Genomic DNA, 18,878 nt, shown 5'->3' with positions numbered 1-18,878 from the left:
TTCTTAGTTTCATAAACATTTTTTTTCATTCCTTAACCTGTCTATTATAAAATCATTAGAATCTTTTATTTTGCAACCTAATAAAATTCTTATTGCAAAACTCGGTCTATGAAAGTAAATCGGTGCGTAATCACTATCTTCTAGTAATCTGGATTTTCCTTTTATTTCTTATATTTTTGCTTTAATTAATTTTATAATATTTCTGCCTGATTTTTTTGCATCTGTAACGCCTTTGTCATATCTGCAAATCAGTAGTAAATCCAGTATCTCTAATTTTGACCTATCCAATAAATTCTGAATTATTTGACAAAGCATCATCCTTTTCTAACACTGTTATGTTGCTATTATCATTGAGTTTTTAATAGTTTTGATTTACTAACTTCGTAGAAATACTGGTTGAGCAACTTCATATTATAGGAATAGTTATCAAAAATAATATTTTCTTTATTTTTTATTCTTTGTCACTATTTAATTCTAAAACGGATATAGGTAATTGCTTTATTAATTTCTAAATATTGCTTTTCATAAAACGTTTGTATTTCTAGAACTTCGTTAGGAGCACCCTCGTTTTTATATATATTATGATTAGCATATAATACTTCATGTCCTTCACCATGTAGCAATCCTAATGTATATCCGTGCATAAATTCACTGTCTGTTTTTAGATTTACAACTCCATCAGGTTTTAAAATTCTTTTATATATTTTTAAGAACTCACTGTTGGTCATACGATGTTTTGTACGTTTGTATTTAATTTGTGGATCGGGAAATGTAATCCAGATCTCATCAATTTCATGCGCATCAAAAACACCTTCTATTAACTCAATTTGAGTGCGTACAAAAGCTGTATTATTCATACCATTTTCTACGGCTGTTTTAGCACCTCTCCAAAAACGAGCACCTTTAACATCTATTCCTATATAATTTACATTCGGATTTCTTGAAGCTAAGCCTATGGTATACTCTCCTTTACCGCATCCTAATTCTACTATAATCGGATTATCATTTTTGAAAAATGTTGAACGCCATTTTCCTTTGTAAGGAAAATCGCCATTAACTACCTCATCACGAGTAGGTTGAATAACATTATCAAAAATTTCATTTTCTTTAAAACGTTTTAATTTATTTTTACTTCCCACAATTTCTTAAAGTTTTCGCAAAATTAAATAATTATGTGGTATAATAAAGTGTTTTATCTTTACCTTTCTTTTATAAATATTGTATTTGAAAACAACTAAAAACATACTTGTAGCCCCTCTTAATTGGGGTTTAGGTCACGCCACGCGTTGTATTCCTATTATAAGAGCCCTCTTAGCCCATGGCATGAATCCTATTATAGCCTCAGATGGTGAGGCTCTTGAATTATTAAAATTTGAATTTCCATATTTAACTTTTATCTCAATTCCTTCGTATAGAATAAAATATGCAAAAAAGGGTTGTTTTTTTAAATGGAAATTAATAAGCAATGGTCATACTATTTTAAAAGCCGTTTTTTTAGAAAGATTAGCAACAAAAAAGATTATTAGAATTTACAATATACAAGGTATTATTTCTGATAATCGGTTGGGTATTTATTCAAAAAAAATACCTTGTGTTTATATTACTCATCAATTAAATGTTTTAACTGGCAATACGACTTTGATTACTTCTTGGTTACACCAACTAGTGGTTAAACAATATACGTCTTGTTGGGTACCCGATTTTGAAGGAGATAAAAATTTAACAGGTGATTTAGGTCATCTAAAAGAGCCTCTGAAAAATGTTTTTTATTTAGGTCCTATCAGTCGTTTTAAAAAACAAAAATTAAATATTCAGTATGATCTCATGGTTATTTTATCAGGTCCTGAACCACAAAGAAGTCTTCTTGAAAAAAAATTAATATTAGAATTAAAAGACTATAAGGGATCTGTCTTATTTATAAAAGGGAAAGTTGATAAAGAGCAAAAAATCAACAATGAAGGCATTTTTACTTTTTATAATTTCATGAGTTCTGATCAATTAGAAATTGCCATTAACACGAGTGAATACATTATTTGCCGTTCTGGCTATACCACCGTTATGGATTTAGCTTGCATAGGTAAAAAAGCTTTTTTTATTCCTACTCCTGGACAATACGAACAAATATATTTAGCACATAAACTAAGTGATGAACTGATAAGTCCGTATTGTATGCAAGATGAATTTAGTCTTAAAAAACTAGAACAAATAAATGATTTTAAAGGTTTTATTCCATTTCAGAATAAAGTTAACTGGAAAAAATATTTAGAAGTTTTTAATTTAGAAGACAAATAGTGATTTTTAAACGTACTCTACTTGTCTTCTTTTAAGGTAAGATATTAATATTTATAGTGAGACTGTCCAAAAAGTTCGCAATCTTTCATTTAGACCAAAGGGAGAAATCACACAATGTTGACTATGAGACTCCTCATTCGGAGTGACAAACTGCATGTTGATTTATTACTTTTTGGACCGCCTTATTTATTTCAAACAGTTATCATTTTTTAAAGTTAACTAAACGATTATCATTATAGTTTACTTGAGCTATGACCCCGTTTTCTTTAAAAATCCAAGTTCCTACTTTTTGTCCCGATTCATATTGTCCTGTAGCTAACTCGTTTCCTTCTTTCGTATAGGAAACCCATTTCCCATGAACTTTCCCGTCTTTATAAAAACCTTCTTGCATTATTTTACCATTGTCATAATAGTAAGTGGCTTTTATTAAATTATTTTGAATCTCATATTTAGGCTCTATTAACTGAGCAAAACTGGCTACTGTAAATAATAAAGTAATGATTGATATACGTTTTTTCATAATTCAAAATTTTATGGGTTCTACAAATAGTCTCCATCAAATTTAAAAAAAACTTATACAATTAACAATTAAAAAACATTCACTTTACAATTTATTAACATTAAAAATAATAAAACAATGTCTTAAGCAGTAAGTTGATTAGCACTCTGAAGTGTAAATAAAAATTCAGAACCTTTATTAAATGTACTTTTTACATATATTTTTTCATGATGAGCTTCAATAATATGTTTTACTATAGACAACCCTAAACCAGAGCCTCCTTCCATTCGAGACCCACTTTTATCTACCCTAAAGAAACGCTCAAATAATCTAGGAATATGTTTTCGTTCAATACCTTCACCATTATCCATAACACGTATTAATACTTTATTATTTTCTAATTCATCTATACAAATTTCGGTTGATCCTTTTTCTTTACCGTACTTAATAGAATTTACTATTAGATTAATCAGAACTTGTTGAATTTTTTGTTTATCAGCCATTACCTCTATAGGCTTAATATATTTTTCATCAAAACTTAAGGTAATTTCTTTAGTATTTGCTTTAATCTCTAGTAAATCCATTACTTCTTGAGCTAATGCAACAATATCAAATGATTGAATATTCAGCGTTTCATCTCCTAATTCTAATTTAGCAATCATGTCTAAATCATTAACAATATAAACCAATCTTTCAACGCCTTTTTCTGCTCTTTCTAAATATTTCTTTCTTAATATTTTGTCTTTATGTGCACCATCTAGTAAGGTTGAAATATAACCTTGAACTGTAAAAAGAGGGGTCTTTAGTTCATGTGAAACATTTCCTAAAAATTCTCTTCTATATTCTTCACGATCTTTTAACATTTCAATTTCTAACTTTTTATCCGTTGCAAATTTTTTAACCTGTTTAGTCAATGTAGCCATATCGGTAGTTATAGCTTGGTTTTTAAAATCTACGGCATCTAAGAAAGAAATTTCATCATAAATTTTCTTTACTCGTTTGTAAATAAATTTTTCTACTCGATATTGTAAAACGAAAAATGAAAAAGACATGGTTAAGCAAGCAAAAACACTTATAAATAACCAATTAATTAAAAAGAACAAATAGGTTAATAAAAGCACTAACCCTGTTGAAAACAGGGTAATATATGTAGAAGATCGAAAAGCGAATTTATATGATTTTTTAAGTCTTAATCCCATTAGTATTCAAACTTATATCCTACTCCTTTTATTGTTTTAAATAGTTCTTCGCCAATTTTTTCTCTTAATTTTCGGATATGAACATCTATGGTTCTTCCTCCTACTACCACTTCATTCCCCCAAACTTTATCTAAAATTTCCTCTCTTTTAAATACTTTTCCTGGTTTAGAAGCTAATAAGTAGAACAATTCAAATTCTTTTCTTGGAAGGATAATTTCTTTATTATCTTTATATATTTTGTATTCCTCTCGATTTATTTCAATACCTCCTAGATCTAATTTTTCAACTGATACTTCTACTTCTTTAAATCTTCTTAATAAAGCTTTTACTTTACTGACTAACACTTTAGGTTTAATAGGCTTTGCTATATAGTCATCAGCACCTGCATCAAAACCCGCAACTTGGGAATAATCTTCATTTCTAGCAGTCAAAAACGCAATAATAGTATTTTGCAATTCTGGCGTATTACGAATAATTTCACAAGCTTCCATTCCATCCATTTCAGGCATCATGACATCCATTAAGATTAAATGGGGCAAATATTTTTTTGCTTTTTCAACTGCTTTTTTACCATTTTCAGCGGTAAATATTTGATACCCTTCTTGTGAAAGATTATAGCCAACAATTTCTAAAATATCAATTTCATCGTCTACTAACAGAATTCTGATATCCTTTTTTTTCATCACTGTGTTTTGTGTTTGTTTGAGTGTAAAATTAGCTATTATTCGTATATAAAAACTTAACCTTACACAAATTTAATATGTTAACGATTAAGTAACATTTACTAAACTTATTTATAATATCTCAATAACTTCTTTTTTACATAGCTCAAATTACTTTGCATCGAAATTAAACACACAACAAGATGAGATTCAAATTTTCTTTATTGTTCTTATTTTTTACAATCTTAACATGGGCTCAAAAAGCTACTATTACAGGAACAGTATCCGATAAAGATCTTAACAACGAAGCATTGCCATTTGCTAATGTTGTTTTAAAAGGTACCTCAATAGGAACCACTACTGATCTACAAGGTAAATACAAATTAAGTGTCCCTTCGGGTATGCACATATTAGTCTTCAGTTTTTTAGGATATGAAACTAAAGAGGTAAAAGTTACTATTAACGCTGAAGAAATAAAAGAAATTAATCAAATTCTTGGTTCTGGTAGCGTAACCATGGAAGATGTAATAGTAAAAGCAACTGTAAGTCGTGAAAAAGAAACCGCTTTATTATTAGAGCAAAAAAATGCTGTTGAAATGAAACAGATCATGGGTGCTCAAGAAATGGGTAGAAAGGGAATAAGTGATGCACAGGCTGCTGTTACTAAAATTTCAGGAATTTCTAAACAAGAAGGAGTAAAAAATGTTTTTGTAAGGGGTTTAGGAGACCGCTATAATTCAACAACATTAAATGGTTTCCCAATTCCTTCCGAAGATCCCGAATATAAAAACATTTCCTTGGATTTTTTTGGTACTGATATTATCAAAAACATTTCTGTTAATAAAGTTTTTAATTCTACTAAAATTAGTGACGTAGGCGGAGCTAATATAGATATTTCTTCTAAAGAATTAAATACATCATCTGTTTTATCACTAGACCTTTCAACAGGTAGTAATACAAGAGTATTCAATACTGATTTCAAACAACAATCAGGAGTAGATTACTGGGGATTATCTAATATCACTAATCCTGGTTTAACTAACCAAAAATACAATTTCCCTAACAAGCTTAATCCTACCACAAATCACTTACCATACAACCACTCTTTGGGACTAACAATAGGTAAAAAGATTAGATTTGGCGAAAATAGTTTTTCTGTATTTTTAGTAGGGTCACATTCAACGGATTTTAGTTACACCAAACAATTTGTAAAAAACACAACTACCACAGGAGTAGTCTTCAGAGATCAGGTAGGCGATAAATTTAATCGCGGTATTAATCAATTAGGACTATTGAATTTATCTTTAAAACTAAATAAGTTCCGATTTGATTATAACGGTATGGCAATTCATAATAATAATCAATATTATTCAAAATTTTACGGACTAGATAATGATAAATTTCAGGGAGGTTTTGATGATAAAGGGTTAATGATTAGACAACAAAATAATGATAATTTATTAATTGTAAATCAATTATTAACTCAATTTCAATTAGGAAAAAACACAAACTTCAATGCTGGCGTATCATATAATATTACTTCTGGCAAAGAGCCTGATAGAAGAGTAAACAACCTAACTCAAAGAAACGAAAAAGATTTTATTTTTACAGGAGGAGATGGTAGACAAACAAGAACTTTCTTGAATTTAGATGAAACTGATTTAAACACAAAACTAGAAGTTTCTCACAAACTAAATAATCAAAATGCAAATGATAAAACTTCTTTTATCAAGTTTGGCTACAATGGAAGACAAGTTGAAGATAAATTTTCAGCTATACTATATAATTTTAGGGCTATTTCAGGATTATATGATGAAAATATAAACTTAGACAATGCTTATAACAAACAAAATTATATTGATGGAAAAGTAACATTTGATGCTAATAAAGATCAATACAGTACACAAAAAAATATACATTCTGGATATGGTGATTTAACCTACTTAGTTACTCCTAAACTAACCTTAAATATGGGAGCAAGCATAGATTACGTAAATCTAGCTGTACAATACAATGTAAACGAAGGTAGTACTATTGGAAAATCAACTATTAAAAATACATTCGTATTACCCAACGCTAGTTTAAAATGGGACGCATCAGAAAAAAACTCGTTCCGTTTAGCCAGTAGCAAAACCTATACACTTCCTCAAGCTAAAGAAATTTCGCCATACATTTACATAGACGTAAACTTTAATAGTCAAGGAAATAAAGATCTAAAGTACTCTGAAAATTATAATCTAGATGCTAAATGGGATTTTTATATAAGCAAATCAGAACTATTTTCATTAACCGGTTTTTATAAACATATTCAAAATCCAATAGCTCGTGTAGAAGAAGGGGGATCAGGAGGTTATTTAACATATAAAAACATATCTAATGTAGCCAAAGTCTTAGGAGCAGAAGTAGAACTAAGAAAAAATATTTTAGAATCACAATTTCATTCTTATGATGCTAAATTAGCATTAGGACTTAATGCTTCTTACATCTACTCTAAATTAACATTAGATGTTTTGAACACACCTAAAAAAGAAACTCAACTAGAAGGTTCTTCCCCTTTCTTAGTTAATTTTGATCTATCAAGTACTTTATCGAAAAATGACAAAAACTTTACCAATACCTTCGTATTAAACTATTTTAGTGATCGTATTTATACTATTGGAACCCTTACTTATGAAGATATTATAGAAAAAGGAGTAATAGGATTGGATTTTATTTCTACTTCTAAAATCAATAAGCATCTCGCTATCAAAATAAAAGCCAGAAACTTACTAGATCCTACTTATTCACTAAGCAGAAAAGGCATTAATGGAGGCGAAAATATTGTCCTTAAATCATTCCAAAAAGGAATCCATTTTAGCCTAGGTTTAACGTATGATTTTTAAAATTATATAATTGCTAATTAAAACAACTAACCAAAATGAAAAAATCAGTTTTAAGTTTATTAACATTGCTAACTGTTACAGGATCTTTCCTTACATCTTGTACAAAGATAACAGATGATGAAGCATTTTCAAATACAAATACTCCAGTAGGAACTGAAAACTTATCAGGTACTATTACAAACAATATAACTCTTGATCCTTCTAAAACATACTATTTAAATGGCTCTCTTATCATAGATAATGGAGGAACTCTAAACATTCCCGCAGGTACTATAATCAAATCTAAAAAAGGATTTAGTAATTACATTTTAGCCTTACAAGGAGGCAAAATAAATATAAATGGTACTCCTGATAAACCTGTAATCATGCAAGCTGACATAGAAACAACAGAATCAGGATACTGGGGCGGTTTAATCATTAATGGCAAAGCTAAATTATCAGATGCTACCCCAACTGGCTCAACCGAAATTAACTCAGCTTATACTTACGGTGGCAATGATGATACAGATAACTCAGGCATTATTCGTTATTTGATACTCAATAATACAGGAGCTAAATCCTCTGCCAATATTGAACACAACGGTTTAACCCTAAATGGTGTTGGAAATAGTACCATTATTGAAAATATACTTGTAAAAAATTGCGCTGATGATGGTGTTGAACTCTTTGGAGGAACTGTTAACCTAAAAAACATCTTATGTATTAACACAGATGACGATATGTTTGACTACACACAAGGATGGAGAGGCACTTTAGACAATGCTTATGGAATTTGGGAAAAAGGTTTTACAAGTACAGAAGCCGACCCAAGAGGTCTAGAAGGAGATGGTAATTTAGATGGTAACACTCCTACTTGTAACTTACAATCTGATAACACCATCAAGAATTTAACTATTGACCTTAAAATAGACCCTGTAACCACTAATGACATAACAAAACAAATGATGGATGTCTTTATGGTTCGTCGTGGTGCAAAATCTACAATAACAAACGCTGTCGTAAAGGGAACAGGATATGCAGTAACCTTAGTTAACATGAACGATAAAAAAGGAGCTGGAAATCCCACTACAACAATTAATATTAATCTTAAAGATTTAACAACAAATCCAGCTAAAGAAATCAATGGAACAGCAGTATTAAACAAAAACGAAACCAATATAGGTGCTGACAAAACTGCTTTTAATTGGACAAAATACGCGTTTTAATTTTTCAACATTTTTTAACAAAACAAAAGCCTCAAAAATAGAGGCTTTTGTTTTATCTAAATATTTTTTTTTTAACTTTGTAGAAATCCGTATTAAATGAAGAAAAACTACTTGTACAGTATCCTTATTTCCACATTATTTACGTTAGTCTTCCAAGCTCAGGAAGCTAGAGACTCCTATAGTGGAAAATACCAAGAACAACCTTTAGACAACCTTACAATATATCCGAACCCATCTAGCACAGGCAGAATTTATATTACTTCCAGATCTACTTCCTCAAAAGAAATTGAGATTTATGATGTACTTGGAAAATTAGTACTGCAAACCTTATTATCCTCCAAAGAATTAAATATAACAAGCTTAAACGAAGGAGTTTACATAATAAAAATCAAAGAAGGAGAACAAAGAATAACTAGAAAACTTATTGTAAAATAATCTACCTAAAACATCCCCCCCTAAATCTACCTTTCATTTTTTAATGTATTAAAAAATGAGAATCTATTATAAAACATTTCCCCTTTTCTCATCAAAACACACTAATAATAGATTTTTACAAACTCATTTTTAAGAGCATTCTTTTTCAACCAATACAAGACCTGAGATCATTCCTCAAAATAAATATATTTCAATTTACTCAAACAAATATAGATTATTCTTACAAAATAATTAAAAAACAATCAAAAAAATAAATTTAATATATTTTTCATTAAATTTAAAGCCAATTATTTCTAAACCAAATTACACACAACAACACATGAAAAAAAATCACCTATTTGGAACGTTATTATTAGCAAATTTTGGATTTTGTCAAGTTTCAATTTCAGCATTAAACACACCCTACAATCAGGATTTCAACTCAATGACTACTGGAACAACAGCTCCAGTCCTACCCGTCAATTGGTTTATGGCAAGACTTTCAGGCACATCTACTACAGCTCTAACACTAACAAATAATGACGGATCTACTAATAGCGGAGGAGTTTATGCAGCAGGAACTAATTCAACTAATGAAAGATGCCTTGCAGTACTAGCCTCTTCAGGCACAATCCCTGGAATAGGTCTAAACCTTATCAATAATCTGACACAAAACATTACCCAAATACAAATTAGTGGAAAAACCGAACAATGGAGATTAGCCACTAGTTCTATCGTTGAAAAAATAGCATTTGCCTATAGCTATGACGCTACCTCTTTATCAACAGGCAATTGGACAACGGTAACCAACTGCGATTTAGTAGAGCAAAATGCTACTACCAGCACAACGACCCCCACAACAGCCAATATAGATGGTAATGCTTTAGGAAACAATAGTAATTTCACCTTTACCTTTGGATTAACAGGTAATGGCTGGCTAGCTAATGGAGGCACACTTTGGATCAGATGGGCCGACACAAACGATCTAGGAAATGATGCCATGATAGGCTTAGACGACTTCAGTATTCAAGCAACATCAATAGATCCACAATTTTTATCTAATGAAAAATTAGATGAAATTTCTGGACTACAAATATTCCCCAATCCAACCAAATCAATTTTAAACATAACATCAAACAATTTTTCTGAAAAACAAATTGAAATATATGACTCTTTAGGAAAAATAATTTTATCCACTAGAACAACTAATCAAAATATAAACATTACCCCTTTAACCAAAGGAGTTTACACAGCTAAAATCACCGAAGAAGGCAAAATAGCCATCAGAAAAATCATAATTGAATAAATTATCCCCAATAAAAACAAAGCCAACCCCTTTAGACAAACATCTAACGAGGATTTTTTATACTTTTGTAAACAAAAACAAAACTATTAAAATGAAAAAAAAATCATTATTTTATCTATTCAGTTTATTCCTTTTAATTTCGAACAGCTTTGCACAAACCACATTAACCTCGTGGAGTTTTGATGGACAAACAACCAATCCAAACCTAGGAACAGGAACATTAAGCCTAATTGGAGGAGTCAGCCCAAATACTTATCAAAGCGGCAATGGCGGAGGGTTTGCACATAGTATAAAAAACTTTCCTCTTCAAGGAACAGCTTCCGGAACAGCTGGTTATCAATTTATGGCAAGTACTAATGGCTACTCAGGAATTATCATAAAATTTGACCCAAGAGGACAAGATGCTTCTTCTAAATGGCAACAATACGAATATACTATTGATGGCGGAAATTCTTGGGAAATCTTAACTAATAACAATGGAGACCTAACAAATGGTTTTACAGCTTCTCCAATGAAGTCTCTGTTAATCAATGATCCCAGATGCAATAACAATCCTAATTTTGGTTTCCGAATTGTTTCTATTGTAAATCCAAACAATGATACCTACGAACCTATTTTAGGAGTTTATGACCCTACCGCTAACTGGAGAATAGACAACGTAAAAATTGAAGCTAGTTCCGTTTTAAACAATGAAAAAAACAATGAAATAGAAGGGCTATCAGTTCACCCAAATCCCGCAAATTCAGTTTTAAATATTACTTCTGGTAATTTTGAAGAAAAACAAATTGAAGTATATAATACTTGGGGTAAAAAAACTTTATCAACTAAAGTAACAGATCAAACTGTTAATATCTCATCATTAACAAAAGGAATTTATTTTGCTAAAATCACCGAAAAAGGTAAAACAGCAACTAGAAAAATTATAGTTGAATAAGACTCCAACTAATTCAAAAATATAAAAGGCTGCCCAAAAAAAATATGGCAGCCTTTTTTTTACAATAAAGATATTCAGACTTCTTTAAAACTAGCTTTTCCAAATATTATTATCTAAAAAATGTAAAAAAACATTAAATTCAAATCTTATTCATTCAGTATTCTTATTTTTACTTCCAAAATATTAAAATCCAAAAACGATATGTTTAAAATTAAAAAAAACATTGCCCTTACAGCTTCGTTTATTATAACTTTCAGTGCTTTTGCACAAGATAATTTAGTCAATTCACTAAAAATAAATGCGAGTGAAAAAAGTAAAGAATCTTTCAAATTTACTGACGTTATAAATATTGAAAACACACCTATAAAAAACCAAGGTTCTTCGGGAACTTGTTGGAGTTATTCTGCCAATTCATTTTTAGAATCAGAAATGATACGCATGGGTAAAAAACCAGTAGAATTAGCACAAATTTATTCCGCTCGCAATGCTTATATAGAAAAAGGTAGAAACTATGTCCGTATGCATGGCTCAGTTGCTTTAGGTGATGGCGGTGCTTTTCATGACGTAATTAATATGTATCGTAAATATGGAGCCGTTCCTCAATCAGTTTATACAGGCTTAAATTACGGAACTGATAAAAATAAATTTGCTGAAATGAGTTCTCTAATTGAAGCTTTTTTAAAAGCCGTTGTTACCAATCCTAATGGAGAACTAACACCTAATTGGGAAAAAGCCTACACTGCAATGATTGATAGTTATCTTGGACAAGTACCCAAAACTTTTCAATTTGAAGGCAAAACCTATACTCCTGAAACTTTTGCCAAAGAAGTAGTAGGGGTTAACGCCGATGATTATGTAGAAATTTCTTCCTTGCAAGAATATCCCTACTATACTAAATTTGTGCTAATGGTTCCAGACAATTGGAATTTTGATCAAGTCTACAATGTAAAAATGAATGAATTAACTGACATCATTGACAACGCAATTAAAAATGGTTATTCAGTAGCTTGGGCTGGCGATGTTAGCGAAAAAAGTTTTTCTTGGAAAAACGGTGTAGCTTATGTTCCTGAGAAAAAATTTGAGGAGATGACTGCTGATGAGAAATCAGACATGTTTAATGGTCCTAAAAAAGAAATGACAATAACTGAGGAAATGCGTCAAAAAGCATTTGATAATTACACAACTACTGACGATCATGGTATGCACATTGTTGGAATTTCTAAAGATCAAAACGGTAAAGAATATTATATTGTTAAAAACTCTTGGGGTACAACAAATGACTACAAAGGATATTTGTATATGACGAAAGAATTTGCAAAATATAAAGCAACCGCCATTATGTTGCATAAAAAAGCGATACCTACAGGCATTGTATCTAAATTAAAACTATAAAAAACCTCTATATAAAACAAAAAACCCGAAAAATTTTAATTCGGGTTTTTTGTTTTATTTAATCGTAAAAAAAGGATCAATCAAAGGTAGAAAACAAAAATTATCTTCGATATAAGTTTTAAAATAATGGGCAGCAAAATTAAAACTCTAAGAAATTCAAGAATACATTAATATCACAATAACGAAAAATCTAAATCTAAACAAAAATGAGCCCGATAAAACATCGAACTCATTATTATCAAAATTAAGTTTAAATTTGCCTAAACTTTTGGGTGCAGTACAAATTTTTTATTTAATTTTTAGGTTCTTTCATTTTGAAAGTTTCCATAAACTTAGTTGTATAATTACCTACCACATAATCTGGCTCATCCATTAACTGTCTATGGAACGGAATAGTTGTTTTTATTCCTTCTATTACGAATTCATCTAAAGCACGTTTCATTTTAGCAATTGCTTCTTCACGAGTTTGTGCTGTAGTAATTAACTTCGCAATCATTGAGTCGTAATTAGGTGGTATTGTATACCCAGCATACACATGCGTATCTAAACGCACTCCGTGACCTCCTGGCGCATGTAAAACAGTGATTTTACCAGGAGAAGGACGAAAATCATTATAAGGATCCTCTGCATTAATACGACATTCTATAGAATGTAATTGCGGCAAGTAGTTCTTACCCGAAATAGGCACACCTGCTGCAACTAAAATTTGTTCACGAATTAAATCATAATCAATAACTTGCTCCGTAATTGGATGTTCTACTTGAATACGAGTATTCATTTCCATAAAGTAGAAATTACGGTGCTTATCTACTAAAAACTCTACTGTTCCTGCTCCTTCGTAACTAATATACTCAGCAGCTTTCACAGCAGCCTCTCCCATTTTATGGCGTAATTCATCCGTCATAAATGGAGAAGGAGTTTCTTCTGTTAATTTTTGATGGCGACGTTGTACAGAACAATCTCTTTCCGATAAGTGACAAGCTTTACCAAAAGAATCACCTACAATTTGAATTTCAATATGACGAGGTTCCTCAATAAGCTTTTCCATATACATGCCATCATTACCGAAAGCAGCAGCAGCTTCCATACGAGCACCTTCCCAAGCTTTATCAAGCTCTTCCTCTTTCCATATCGCACGCATTCCTTTACCACCACCTCCAGCTGTTGCTTTCATCATTACTGGATAACCTATTTCTTTAGCTACTTTCTTAGCCTCTTCTAATGACTCTAAAATTCCATCAGAACCTGGAACACAAGGCACACCTGCTGCTTTCATAGTAGCTTTAGCAGTAGCTTTATCCCCCATTTTTTCAATCATTTCAGGAGAAGCTCCAATAAATTTGATTCCGTGTTCTTGACAAATTTTAGAAAATTTAGCATTCTCTGAAAGGAATCCATACCCTGGATGAATGGCATCAGCATTAGTAATTTCAGCAGCCGCAATAATATTGGACATTTTTAAATAAGACTGATTACTAGGAGCTGGTCCTATACATACAGCCTCATCGGCGAATTTCACATGCAAACTATCTGCATCAACTGTAGAATATACTGCAACTGTTTTAATTCCCATTTCACGACAAGTTCTAATTACACGAAGTGCAATTTCTCCCCTGTTAGCGATTAGTATTTTTTTAAACATCTTAATGAAATTTTAAATGTTGAATTATAAATTTTAAATTATTTGAGAATAAATAGGTTATTTATTACTCAAAATTTAGCATTTAAAATAACTTATGATGGATCTACTAAGAATAATGGTTGATCAAACTCAACAGGTGAGGCATCATCTACTAAAATTTTAACGATTTTACCAGACACTTCACTTTCAATCTCATTAAACAACTTCATTGCTTCAATAACACATAAAGTATCACCTTTAGAAATTACAGAACCTACTTCTACAAACATTGGTTTATCTGGAGCTGGTTTACGATAAAATGTACCAATAATTGGCGATTTCACAGTAATATATTTAGAAGTATCATCAGCAACTGATTCTATTACAACTGGTGCAGCTGGTGCAGCTGGTGTTGGTACTGGAGCAGCAGCAACTGGCATTTGCTGAATAGCCGCTTGCATTGGCACCTGTTGCACAAACGTAGTGTTTTCAGTACCTTCAGGTGTTGTTTTGATCGTGATTTTAAAATCATCCATCTCTAGCTTTACCTCAGTAGCACCTGATTTAGCTACAAACTTAATTAGGTTTTGAATTTCTCTAATATCCATGATATTTCGATTTTGGTTTATTATGTTTTTATGAATTATATGCCCATTTTAAATAAATAGCTCCCCATGTGAAGCCTCCTCCAAACGCAGCAAAGACGATATTGTCTCCCTTTTTTAATTGTTTTTCAAAGTCACACAAAACAAGTGGCAAAGTTGCTGATGTTGTATTTCCATAACGATGAATATTAATTAAAACTTTAGATTCATCAAGCCCCATACGTTCGGCCGTAGCATCTATTATACGTTTATTAGCTTGATGAGCGACTAACCAATTTACATCATCATGTGTTAGGTTATTTCGTTTCATAATTTTTTCACTCACATCAGCCATACCTGAAACGGCATACTTAAAAACTGTTTTCCCGTCTTGAAAAACGGTGTGCATTCCTTTCTCTACAGTTTCTTTAGAAGCTGGCAAAATAGATCCTCCTGCATCAATTTTAAGATATTCACGACCAATTCCATCACTTCTTAAAATTTCATCTTGCAATCCTAAACCCTCTTCATTTGGTTCAAAAAGAACAGCTCCTCCTCCATCTCCAAAAATAATACAAGTAGCCCTATCTGTATAATCTATAATAGAAGACATTTTGTCTGCCCCTATTAACAATACTTTTTTATACCTTCCTGATTGTATATAGGCTGCAGCAGTAGACATTCCGTATAAAAAACTAGAACAAGCCGCATGAAGATCATAAGCAAATGCGTTAACAGCACCTATTTGAGATGCTACATATACTCCAGTAGATGCAACAGGCATATCCGGAGTGGCTGTTGCCATAATAATCAAGTCAATATCCTTAGGATCTATTCCTGATTTTTCAATTAGGTTTTTAGCAGCTTGAATAGCTAAATAGGAAGTACCTGCTCCTTTTTCTTTTAAGATTCTTCTCTCCTTAATACCTGTACGAGTGGTAATCCATTCATCCGTAGTATCAATCATTGTTTCCAAAACTTGATTAGACAAAACAAAGTCAGGAACATAAGAACCTATAGCAGTAATTGCGGCAGTAATCTTATTCATAAAGTCTTATTTTGAACCCTTTAAAGGTCAATTCTAAAAGTTGATGAAATTACAAAATTTCTACAAAAGAGATACAAAAATGGTGTTTTTTTTTCAAAAATGAATCATTTTCAACAAAAAAACTCTCACATTGTGAGAGTTATTCATGTATCTTTTAAAAAATATATTAAGCAACAGCTACTGATTTATCAATAACTACTTGACCTCTATAATACATTTTTCCTTCATGCCAGTAAGCTCTGTGGTACAAATGAGCTTCACCAGTTACTGGGCAAGTTGCAATTTGAGCAACAGTTGCTTTATAATGAGTTCTTCTCTTGTCTCTTCTTGTCGACGATTGTCTTCTCTTAGGATGTGCCATTTTACAAAATTATTTATCCGTTAATAGTTTCTTTAATGCTGCCCAACGTGGGTCAATTTCTTCTTCTTTTATATCTTGCTCTTCTGCAATTTCTGTTTCTTCAAAACTTTCTTCTTCTAAAGCTTGAGGACTTATTCTTTTTAAAGGTATTGAAAGAACGATCATCTCATATATGTATTGAGCTATATCTATTTGGTGCTCCCCAAAGGGAAGAATTAAGAGTTCTTCGTTTTCATCATTATATGTTTCTCCGAAACGCACAATTAACTTTAACTTACCTTTAATTGGAAAATCAAAAGGTTCCCCTCTCACATCGCACAATACATTTACAGTTCCTTTATGCTTAAAATTTAACTCAAGCATATTACTTTGTTTTTCTAATACCAATTTTACTTTTATATCAGCCGAATCAAATTCGTCATATTCAAAGTAATCAAAGAACGTCTTACTAATTAGGTATTCAAACTCATGTTTTCCTATCTTCAATCCAGCATAAGGAATCAAATACTCGTTTGTAACTCTCATCAGATAAATCTACATTTTTAATAGGTTCAGATGAAACATTATCACTTAATCCCTTTTAATCAAAGACTTAAACTTAATTACGCTTCATTCTGTCAACAATTTACTCCTTAATTAAGGTGTGCAAAGATATAAATTATTTGTAAAATCAAAAGGGTTATAAACATTTTTTTGTTTATAACTCATTTTATTTTATTTTCAATGGGTTTAGTACTATTTCTTTATATATATTTCTAGCTTTAAAAACATCTAATGCAGTATAAATGGCTTCTGTAAAAGAAACTTGATTTGCAATTCCTTTACCTGCAATATCAAAACCAGTTCCATGATCTGGAGATGTTCGAATTTTATTTAAACCAGCAGTATAGTTAACTCCTTTTCCAAAAGATAATGTTTTAAAAGGAATCAAACCTTGATCATGATAAGTGGCTACTACTGCATCATATTTTTCATACTGAGCACTACCAAAAAAACCATCAGCTGAAAAAGGACCAAAAACCATTATACCTTCTTCAAATAACTTTTTTAATGTGGGTTTTAACACTTTTTCTTCTTCTTGACCAATTACACCATGATCTCCCGAATGAGGATTTAATCCGAGCACTGCTATTTTAGGTCTATTAATTTGAAAATCTTGAATTAAAGAATGATTAATCGTTTTTATTTTTTTAAATATTAAATCTTCAGTAAGATGAGATGCAACTTTATTAATAGGTACGTGATCTGTTAACAAACCTATTCTTAATGAATCTTGAATCATTAACATTAAAGCGTCACCTTCTAATTCTTGGTCTAGATAATCTGTATGTCCAGGAAAAGAAAAATCTTCGCTTTGAATGTTAACTTTACTAATAGGTGCCGTGACTAACACATCTATTTTCCCATCTTTTAGTGATTGCGTAGCTTCTACAAAAGATTTTACGGCATATTTCCCAACATTCTGATTTTCTACTCCCCATTCTAAATTTACACCTTCTCTCCAAACATTCAAAACATTTACTCTACCAACAAGTGCTTGGTCAATCTTATCAATACCGTGTAGGTTAACGTTTAGATTAAGTTGTTTTTTTAAATAAGATATAATCTTAACATTAGCAAAAATAATAGGCGTACACAATTCAAGCATACGAGTATCTTCAAAAGATTTCAATACAACCTCACTACCAATACCATTTAGATCTCCTATTGAAATACCGACCATTATATTTTCAGGCTTTTTTGTCATCGCTTTAATATTTATACTAATTTTGAATACAAATTTACTAAAATTAATCAGTTAATGTTTACAGGAATTATAGAAACTCTAGGTAAGATTATTGCTCTTGAAAAAGAAGGTGAAAACATTCATGTTTCAGTACAATCTTCTATAACAAAAGAACTCAAAATAGACCAAAGTGTATCCCATAATGGGGTTTGTCTGACAGTTGTTAATATAAATAACGATATATATACTGTTACTGCAATTAAGGAGACTATTGAAAAAACGAATCTAGGCGAATGGAAAATAGGGGATCTTATTAATTTAGAGCGCGCCATGAAATTAGGAGATAGGCTCGATGGACATATTGTACAAGGGCATGTGGATCAAATAGGGATTTGTAAACAAATAGAAGAGGCGAATGGTAGTTGGTATTTTACATTTGAATATAGTAAAGACTTAAAGAACATTACCATTGAAAAAGGCTCTATAACAGTTAATGGAACCAGTCTAACCGTCGTTAATTCAAAATTAAATGAATTTAGTGTGGCTATTATTCCTTATACTTATGAACATACTAATTTTCATACTTTCAGTGTAGGTACTAATGTAAATCTTGAATTTGATGTAATAGGAAAATATGTTAGCAGACTTCATTCTTTACATCTTTAGCTAAACTAGAAAGTTAAGACAATTTATTTAAACAAAAAAAGTCCTAATAACAGGACTTTTTTTTGTATCAATACTATAAATATTAAT

18 protein-coding genes are annotated in these 18,878 nt (G+C 31.0%); 8 read left to right on the top strand and 10 right to left on the bottom strand.

What is annotated here, in order from left to right; translation table 11 throughout:
- Positions 1–464: 464 nt before the first annotated feature.
- Entirely contained in the window at positions 465–1,139 is a 675-nt protein-coding gene (gene trmB, locus AWN65_RS00540; protein WP_060381369.1) for a tRNA (guanosine(46)-N7)-methyltransferase TrmB, read from the bottom strand.
- 85 nt (positions 1,140–1,224) lie between these two features.
- On the opposite strand from trmB, the gene AWN65_RS00535 reads away from it, so the two are divergent.
- The gene (locus AWN65_RS00535) at positions 1,225–2,292 is read left to right on the top strand and encodes a glycosyltransferase (protein WP_060381368.1); all 1,068 of its coding nucleotides are present in this window, start codon (positions 1,225–1,227) and stop codon (positions 2,290–2,292) included.
- 202 nt (positions 2,293–2,494) lie between these two features.
- On the opposite strand, the gene AWN65_RS00530 is transcribed toward AWN65_RS00535, so the two are convergent.
- The 3 genes from AWN65_RS00530 to AWN65_RS00520 all read right to left on the bottom strand — a co-directional run bounded on the left by AWN65_RS00530 (position 2,495) and on the right by AWN65_RS00520 (position 4,673).
- Positions 2,495–2,812, bottom strand: a complete 318-nt coding sequence (locus AWN65_RS00530) for a toxin-antitoxin system YwqK family antitoxin (RefSeq protein ID WP_060381367.1) — start codon at positions 2,810–2,812, stop codon at positions 2,495–2,497.
- A 122-nt stretch (positions 2,813–2,934) separates the two neighbouring features.
- Positions 2,935–3,990: a sensor histidine kinase gene (locus tag AWN65_RS00525; protein WP_060381366.1), complete on the bottom strand. Its 1,056-nt coding sequence runs from the start codon at positions 3,988–3,990 to the stop codon at positions 2,935–2,937.
- On the bottom strand, positions 3,990–4,673 hold the full coding sequence (locus AWN65_RS00520; RefSeq protein ID WP_060381365.1) for a response regulator transcription factor: 684 nt from the start codon (positions 4,671–4,673) through the stop codon (positions 3,990–3,992). Before AWN65_RS00520 ends, AWN65_RS00525 begins: the two co-directional genes overlap by 1 nt.
- A gap of 182 nt (positions 4,674–4,855) precedes the next feature.
- On the opposite strand from AWN65_RS00520, the gene AWN65_RS00515 reads away from it, so the two are divergent.
- The 6 genes from AWN65_RS00515 to AWN65_RS00490 all read left to right on the top strand — a co-directional run bounded on the left by AWN65_RS00515 (position 4,856) and on the right by AWN65_RS00490 (position 12,785).
- A complete protein-coding gene (locus AWN65_RS00515; protein ID WP_060381364.1) occupies positions 4,856–7,534 on the top strand; it encodes a TonB-dependent receptor in 2,679 nt (892 codons plus the stop codon).
- 35 nt (positions 7,535–7,569) lie between these two features.
- Positions 7,570–8,739, top strand: a complete 1,170-nt coding sequence (locus AWN65_RS00510; RefSeq protein ID WP_060381363.1) for a hypothetical protein — start codon at positions 7,570–7,572, stop codon at positions 8,737–8,739.
- Between the two features lie 96 nt (positions 8,740–8,835).
- On the top strand, positions 8,836–9,174 hold the full coding sequence (locus tag AWN65_RS00505; protein WP_060381362.1) for a T9SS type A sorting domain-containing protein: 339 nt from the start codon (positions 8,836–8,838) through the stop codon (positions 9,172–9,174).
- Between the two features lie 319 nt (positions 9,175–9,493).
- Positions 9,494–10,459, top strand: coding sequence for a T9SS type A sorting domain-containing protein (locus AWN65_RS00500; RefSeq protein WP_060381361.1), 966 nt, complete (start codon positions 9,494–9,496; stop codon positions 10,457–10,459).
- Between the two features lie 91 nt (positions 10,460–10,550).
- A complete protein-coding gene (locus AWN65_RS14705) occupies positions 10,551–11,393 on the top strand; it encodes a T9SS type A sorting domain-containing protein (RefSeq protein ID WP_060381360.1) in 843 nt (280 codons plus the stop codon).
- A gap of 201 nt (positions 11,394–11,594) precedes the next feature.
- Positions 11,595–12,785, top strand: coding sequence for a C1 family peptidase (locus AWN65_RS00490; RefSeq protein WP_060381359.1), 1,191 nt, complete (start codon positions 11,595–11,597; stop codon positions 12,783–12,785).
- Between the two features lie 292 nt (positions 12,786–13,077).
- Here AWN65_RS00490 and accC read toward each other — a convergent pair whose 3' ends face one another.
- The 6 genes from accC to pdxA all read right to left on the bottom strand — a co-directional run bounded on the left by accC (position 13,078) and on the right by pdxA (position 18,146).
- Positions 13,078–14,427: an acetyl-CoA carboxylase biotin carboxylase subunit gene (gene accC, locus AWN65_RS00485; protein WP_060381358.1), complete on the bottom strand. Its 1,350-nt coding sequence runs from the start codon at positions 14,425–14,427 to the stop codon at positions 13,078–13,080.
- A gap of 92 nt (positions 14,428–14,519) precedes the next feature.
- Positions 14,520–15,014, bottom strand: a complete 495-nt coding sequence (gene accB / locus AWN65_RS00480) for an acetyl-CoA carboxylase biotin carboxyl carrier protein (protein ID WP_060381357.1) — start codon at positions 15,012–15,014, stop codon at positions 14,520–14,522.
- Between the two features lie 28 nt (positions 15,015–15,042).
- Complete coding sequence (locus AWN65_RS00475; protein WP_060381356.1) at positions 15,043–16,038, bottom strand: beta-ketoacyl-ACP synthase III; 996 nt, start codon at positions 16,036–16,038, stop codon at positions 15,043–15,045.
- A 166-nt stretch (positions 16,039–16,204) separates the two neighbouring features.
- Positions 16,205–16,399, bottom strand: coding sequence for a 50S ribosomal protein L32 (gene rpmF / locus AWN65_RS00470; protein WP_014165712.1), 195 nt, complete (start codon positions 16,397–16,399; stop codon positions 16,205–16,207).
- Between the two features lie 9 nt (positions 16,400–16,408).
- Positions 16,409–16,924 (bottom strand): YceD family protein, encoded by a 516-nt coding sequence (locus tag AWN65_RS00465; RefSeq protein WP_060381355.1) that lies wholly within the window; start codon positions 16,922–16,924, stop codon positions 16,409–16,411.
- A gap of 184 nt (positions 16,925–17,108) precedes the next feature.
- Entirely contained in the window at positions 17,109–18,146 is a 1,038-nt protein-coding gene (pdxA, locus tag AWN65_RS00460; RefSeq protein WP_060381354.1) for a 4-hydroxythreonine-4-phosphate dehydrogenase PdxA, read from the bottom strand.
- A 54-nt stretch (positions 18,147–18,200) separates the two neighbouring features.
- On the opposite strand from pdxA, the gene AWN65_RS00455 reads away from it, so the two are divergent.
- Positions 18,201–18,791: a riboflavin synthase gene (locus AWN65_RS00455; RefSeq protein ID WP_060381353.1), complete on the top strand. Its 591-nt coding sequence runs from the start codon at positions 18,201–18,203 to the stop codon at positions 18,789–18,791.
- The last annotated feature ends 87 nt before the right edge of the window (positions 18,792–18,878 follow it).

The sequence above is a fragment of the Flavobacterium covae genome (assembly GCF_001534645.1).
Classification (GTDB): domain Bacteria; phylum Bacteroidota; class Bacteroidia; order Flavobacteriales; family Flavobacteriaceae; genus Flavobacterium; species Flavobacterium covae.
The sequence above is the reverse complement of the archived record's forward strand: the minus strand, read 5'-3'. Positions and strand labels throughout refer to the sequence as shown.